The organism is Vibrio tasmaniensis, from assembly GCF_024347635.1.
GTDB lineage: Bacteria > Pseudomonadota > Gammaproteobacteria > Enterobacterales > Vibrionaceae > Vibrio > Vibrio tasmaniensis.
Window position 1 is genome coordinate 1,341,924 of the sequence record NZ_AP025510.1, and the last position, 6,178, is coordinate 1,348,101.

Sequence of the window (6,178 nt, forward strand, 5' to 3'; positions counted from 1 at the left end):
CTTACCTTGATGCTTGTCTGCTTTATCGCACTGCAGCGTTTTGGTAGCTATTGTTTTTGCCCACCGACGGCTCGCCAACACATATCAAAGCTATCGTTGATGTATTTCGATGTTTGCTCTGTTGGAGATTCGTTCTGTTCAATCAGCCAGTTTGCACAAATCAAAAAGTGGCTATGGATAAAGTGCCTAACAAGGTTAATGTCTAATGCCATCAATTCACCGTCCTCTTGTCCTTTCAAAATGATTTCGTCTAGCGATGCGAACATCTGCGAGACGATCACTTCTCGAGTTTGAGTCGTTGGGTCGAAATGAACATTGGTGAAGAACTTCATCGCAACCGGATGCTCTAGTGCCCATTCAATCCCTGTGAACCACATGAACTTAAAGGTTTGATATAGATCCTGCTCGACAATATCAGTGTGTTGTTGAAGGGTAGAGAACAGCTCTAACTTCAGCTCACGAAACAGCTCGTCAATCAATAGAGATTTATTCTCGAAGTGGTGAAACAGCGTCGCTTTCGCTACACCGGCTGTTTTCGCTATTTGCCCGGTAGATGTGCCCTCTAGCCCTTGTTGAGAGAAGAGCAGGAGCGCAGCATCTAGGATTTTTTGTCTTTTAGTGATCATCGATTGAGTACTTTGAACATCAGTTTTTTGATTGGGTTGTTGTAAGGAGGATGCATTAACTTGGTGAAGTTGATTTTTCCTCTACTTAGAACGGTTTTGGCATGACTAAAGGTCTTGAAGCCTTCAATGCCGTGGTAGTGACCCATGCCTGAAGGGCCAATGCCACCGAACGGCGCGTCTTCTGCTGCCACATGTACCAAAGAGTCGTTAATACAAACGCCACCGGAATGCGTGTTCGACAAGAACTGGTCTTGGGTTTCTTTATTATGGCTCATCAGGTACAGAGCAAGTGGACGTTCTCTGGTTGTGATGTAGTTAATCGCTTCTTCAATAGAATCATAAGGCACGATAGGCAGAACAGGGCCAAACAACTCTTCTTGCATTGCGATCATATCTTCGTTCACATCTGTTAGAAGGTGTGGTGTCATTCTGTGGTTCACATCGTCTTGTGCTTGTTCTGTCACCGTGTGAACAACCGCGCCTTTCGCTTGCGCGTCTTCAATCACACCTTTCAAGCGATTGTATTGGCGCATATTGATGACTGAAGTTAAGTCCTTACTCTCAATACCGGCTTTATAAAGTTTCTTGAAATAACGTTTATAGGCAGTGATGAACTCGTCCGTTTTATCTCGCGGCAATAATATGTAATCAGGAGCTACGCAAATCTGGCCAGCATTTAAGCTCTTTGCAAACAGGATACGTTCAACAGCGTCCGTCACATCAAAGTCAGGGGCAATGATGGTTGGAGATTTGCCGCCTAACTCCAAAGTTACTGGTGTTAAGTTGTCGGCTGCTGCTCTCATAACGTGCTTACCCACAGAGGTCGAGCCAGTAAATAGAATATGGTCAAACGGGAGTTGGCTAAATTTAGCGGAAACGTCAGCTTCGCCTTCGATAATCGCTATCTGATCTTCACTGAAGCCTTCAGCCAGCATGGCTTTTAAAACTCGGTTAGTCGCTGGAGTAAACTCAGACATCTTGAGCATTGCAGTGTTGCCCGCTGCTAACGCAGTGATGAGAGGACCTAGAGAAAGCATTATAGGAAAGTTCCAAGGAACGATAATGCCTACAACGCCTACCGGTTGATAGTGAACAGTGATCTTCGCTGGTGTCAGCATCAAGCCTGCTTTTCTACGAGATGGCTTCAACCACTTTTTAAGGTTCTTATCACTGTAATTAATTTGGTGAAGAGAAGGGGTGATATCAGCAATCAAGCTGTCGTGCTTTGCGCGATGGCCATAATCTTCAGACACCGCATCAATCAATTGCCCTTGGTAGCGCATTAGCAACGCTTTTAATTTCGAGAGATCTTTTCTTCTCTGTTCAAGTGCAGGATTAACATTATTACGGTAGTGGTCTTTTTGTCGGTTGAACATTTGATCCATGTCGTTGATGTTCGACGTGTTTGGTTCAAGGTCTAGATTATGGCTCATAGTATCCCCCTAAATTCGAAAGCTGACCGATTGGTTGGTCAGTTGAAACTACAAGAATATCCAGGCGAATACAAGATATGCGCAATAAAAGTTCAATAATTGAGCGGTTTCAACATTGAAGTGAGCGAGTTTTAGTTGGAAGAACGAGGTGTTAATAGACATAGAATCGCGGGATACAAGTTGTGTTTGTGATCGCGAGAGTTCAGATTGGGAAGTGCTCTTATTCGTCACAACTCTGACTTAACCTCACCCAATTGACTAAGGGTTTTATGCTTCCAATGTATTTTATTCAGCTGATTTTTTATTAGAAAGTGCTTTGTATTTAATGCGCTGTAGCTTGTTTCTTACCCTAAAACCTTGTAATTCCTTACCTGTCACTTTAAGTCGGATTGTCGATAAAAAAACGCAATCGTCACCACAAATATCAATGGTTGGACTCGCTCTTCATAATATCGGTTAATGCAGCCAACAAATCGTTTTTGAACGTTTTTTGTTGGGTTATACCTCGCTATTCCCAAGAGGTATCTTCTGTTGATGGCCCTATAGTGTGAGGTCTCTAGAATTGGAAAATTCGGTTAATTTGGAACGCATCCGTGCTGAGTATAATGTAAAGCACTGGAGCCAAGGTTTTTATGGAATTGATGATAATGGCGAGGTGTATGTTTCACCGAGCGAAACTGATCATCAAGTTCCACTTAGTCAGATCGTAAAACAGTTAGAGCAGCGAAATATTGGTTTGCCTGCTCTTGTGCGTTTTCCTCAAATAGTGCATCAACGTGTGCACAATATCTGTAACGCATTTAACCAAGCGATCGACGAATATCAGTACGACAACCGTTACCTACTTGTTTACCCGATTAAAGTTAACCAACAGAAAGAAGTGGTTGATGAGATCTTAGCGAGCCAAGCTCAATTAGAGCAGAAGCAACTAGGTCTAGAAGCGGGTAGCAAGCCTGAACTATTAGCGGTATTGGCGCTGGCTCAAAAAGCGAGCTCAGTGATCGTGTGTAACGGTTATAAAGACAGAGAATACATCCGTCTTGCGCTGATTGGTGAAAAGCTGGGTCATAAAGTATTTATCGTTCTAGAGAAGTTGTCAGAGCTTGATCTTGTTCTTTCTGAAGCGAAAGCGCTTGGCGTGAAACCTCGTTTAGGTTTGCGTATTCGTCTTGCTTCTCAAGGCGCAGGTAAATGGCAAGCAAGTGGTGGCGAGAAATCGAAGTTCGGTTTGTCTGCATCACAAGTACTGACCGTTATTGAACGCTTGAAAGCAGAAGACCAGCTAGATGTTCTTGAACTAGTGCACTTCCACCTAGGTTCGCAAATGGCGAACATTCGTGATGTACGAAATGGCGTGAGTGAAGCGGCGCGTTTCTACTGTGAACTGCGCGATATCGGTGCTCAATTGAAGTACCTCGATGTCGGTGGCGGCTTGGCGGTGGATTACGATGGCACACGCAGCCAGTCTTCAAACTCAATGAATTACGGTTTGCTTGAGTACGCTCGCAATATTGTGATGACAGTAGGGGACATTTGTAAGCTCTACAATCAGCCACAACCTGTGATTATTTCGGAATCTGGTCGCTCACTGACTGCGCACCACGCTGTGCTTGTGACCAATGTTATTGGTACCGAGAGCTACTCTCCAGAAGACATGGCGGCTCCAGAAGCTGACGCACCAATGTTGCTAAACAACATGTGGAAGAACTTCTTAGAGCTAGATGCGGGTAATGATGACCGAGCGTTGATCGAGATCTACAACGACACGCAGAGCGACATCGCAGAGGCGCACAACCAATTTGCCACAGGTATGCTGAATCTTCAGCATCGTGCTTGGGCAGAGCAGATGTCTTTGCGTATTAACTACGAACTTAGCTCTCGAATGAGCACTAAGAACCGTTACCACCGTCCTATTTTGGATGAGTTGAGCGAGCGTTTGGCTGATAAGTTTTTCGTGAACTTCTCGTTGTTTCAATCGTTGCCAGATGCTTGGGGTATCGATCAGGTATTCCCTGTATTGCCTCTAAGTGGTTTGGATAATGCGGACGAGCGACGCGCTGTGGTATTGGATATCACCTGTGATTCTGACGGTACGATTGATCAGTACGTTGATGGCCAAGGTATTGAAACAACGCTGCCAGTTCCTGCGTGGAACCCAGATGAACCTTACTTGATGGGCTTCTTCCTAGTAGGCGCATACCAAGAAATCTTGGGTGATATGCATAACCTATTTGGTGATACCCACAGTGTAGTGGTCAACGTTGACGAAAGCGGTCAAGCGAATATCGACTACATCAATGAAGGCGATACGGTTGAAGACATGATGCGTTATGTTCACATCGATACGGATCTTATTCGTCAGAACTACAAAGATTTGGTCACGGCGAAAGTACCTGCGCAAGAGCAACAAAGTGTACTTGAAGAGTTAGAACAAGGCTTGATGGGTTATACCTATCTTGAGGATTTTTAATGAACGATCTATTTACCAAACCCGATTACTCGCTGTACTCCAATGCGATGACGTTTATGCGTCGTCCATTGGTACAAAACCCAATTGATAACGACGCTGATGTGGTTGTGTTGGGTGCGCCGTTAGATATGGCGACGTCGGGTCGTCCGGGCGCGCGCATGGGACCAGATGCGATTCGTCGTGCGTCAGTAAACTTGGCGTGGGAAGGCAAAAAGTTTCCTTGGGACTTCAATGTATTCGAACATACCTCGGTGATTGATGCGGGCGATCTTGTGTTTGATTGCGGTGATGCTGAAGACTTAACTCAACGTTTAGAAGCGGCTGCTGATGCGATTCTAAACAGTGGTAAAACATTGTTAGGTTTAGGTGGCGATCACTTCATTACATTGCCTTTGCTAAGAGCATACGGCAAGAAGTACGGTGAGATGGCGCTGATTCACTTCGATGCACATACTGACACGTACAGTCAGGGCAGTCGTTACGATCACGGTACCATGTTCTACCATGCGCCAAATGAAGGTTTAATTTCGCCTGAACATTCAGTGCAAATGGGTATTCGCACAGAGTACAAGCAGGAAGGTCACGGCTTTAACGTTATTAACGCGATGCAAGCGAACGACATGAGCGTGGACGAGATCATTGCTCAAGTGAAAGGCATTGTCGGTGATAAGCCGGTGTATCTAACATTTGATATTGACTGTCTGGATCCTGCTTTTGCTCCGGGTACGGGCACACCCGTGTGTGGTGGTTTGAACTCAGATAAAGTGCTCAAAATCATTCGTGGTTTGCAGGGTATCAACATGGTTGGCATGGACGTTGTAGAAGTGTCTCCTGCGTATGACCAAAGCGAGATTACAGCATTGGCAGGTGCAACTATCGCACTCGAACTACTCTATGTTTGGACAGCGAATCGCTTAGCTAAATAAAATCGTTAGCGAGTCATGTTGAACGTGACAATCTCGTTTTACGGATAAACACCATATTGCGGTACATGATCTTCTAAAAGCCGCCCGAGTTAAACTCGGGCGGCTTTTTTGTATCTATTGTTTTGTCCTAAAACGTATTCCTTTTGATATGTGTATATCGAATGATAAGTCATGACTATTGTTCCTCCATAGCACCTTAATATGTTGATGGGCATATATGAAATTGGCGAAATATACGCTTAATAAATGGTTTTTCATCCGCTTTGTGCTGAACATTGTCTCAAGTTTGGGACTACTCTCTGCTTTATTGCTATCACATCGTTTGCCTCAAGCAATGTCTTATATTCGCTCATGATTTATCTACTTTATTCCTGTATATCTTTATAGGATTAAAGAGATGTAACATCGCTGTGAGTTTATTTGCATATAAATCAATGCACTACTAACGTTTAATTTGTGTTTTAGAAATCCATAGAGAATAAGTGAATTTGTGAAAAGGAGTCTCTTAGCACAGACATGGCATTTTTTATGGGGAAGACTAGGCTTAACAGTAAGTAAACTATAAAAAAAACAGGTTAAATACTTATCTCTTTTCAACTCGAAGAGGCACAACAAAAGATTGGCCATTGATGAGGGGTAACTATGAATTTGATTAAAGCCTGTAATGATTAACAAAAATAATTTGTACAGCTCTAGATAAGAGTGCTTGTGATAACGGGGGAT

Annotated in this window: 4 protein-coding genes; 2 read left to right on the top strand and 2 right to left on the bottom strand. The window is 43.8% G+C overall.

All coding sequences use genetic code 11. The annotated features are described in order from the left end of the window. Window positions 1–47 precede the first annotated feature (47 nt). Together OCV44_RS06230 and OCV44_RS06235 are read right to left on the bottom strand one after the other, a co-directional pair. Window positions 48–626: a TetR/AcrR family transcriptional regulator gene (locus tag OCV44_RS06230; protein WP_139685012.1), complete on the bottom strand. Its 579-nt coding sequence runs from the start codon at window positions 624–626 to the stop codon at window positions 48–50. Beyond that, the gene (locus OCV44_RS06235; protein WP_139685011.1) at window positions 623–2,059 is read right to left on the bottom strand and encodes a coniferyl aldehyde dehydrogenase; all 1,437 of its coding nucleotides are present in this window, start codon (window positions 2,057–2,059) and stop codon (window positions 623–625) included. Before OCV44_RS06235 ends, OCV44_RS06230 begins: the two co-directional genes overlap by 4 nt. A gap of 580 nt (window positions 2,060–2,639) precedes the next feature. On the opposite strand from OCV44_RS06235, the gene speA reads away from it, so the two are divergent. Together speA and speB are read left to right on the top strand one after the other, a co-directional pair. Beyond that, entirely contained in the window at window positions 2,640–4,529 is a 1,890-nt protein-coding gene (gene speA, locus OCV44_RS06240; RefSeq protein ID WP_170967440.1) for an arginine decarboxylase, read from the top strand. Continuing rightward, complete coding sequence (speB, locus tag OCV44_RS06245; protein ID WP_139685010.1) at window positions 4,529–5,455, top strand: agmatinase; 927 nt, start codon at window positions 4,529–4,531, stop codon at window positions 5,453–5,455. The genes speA and speB overlap by 1 nt, the downstream gene beginning before the upstream one ends. Window positions 5,456–6,178: the final 723 nt, after the last annotated feature.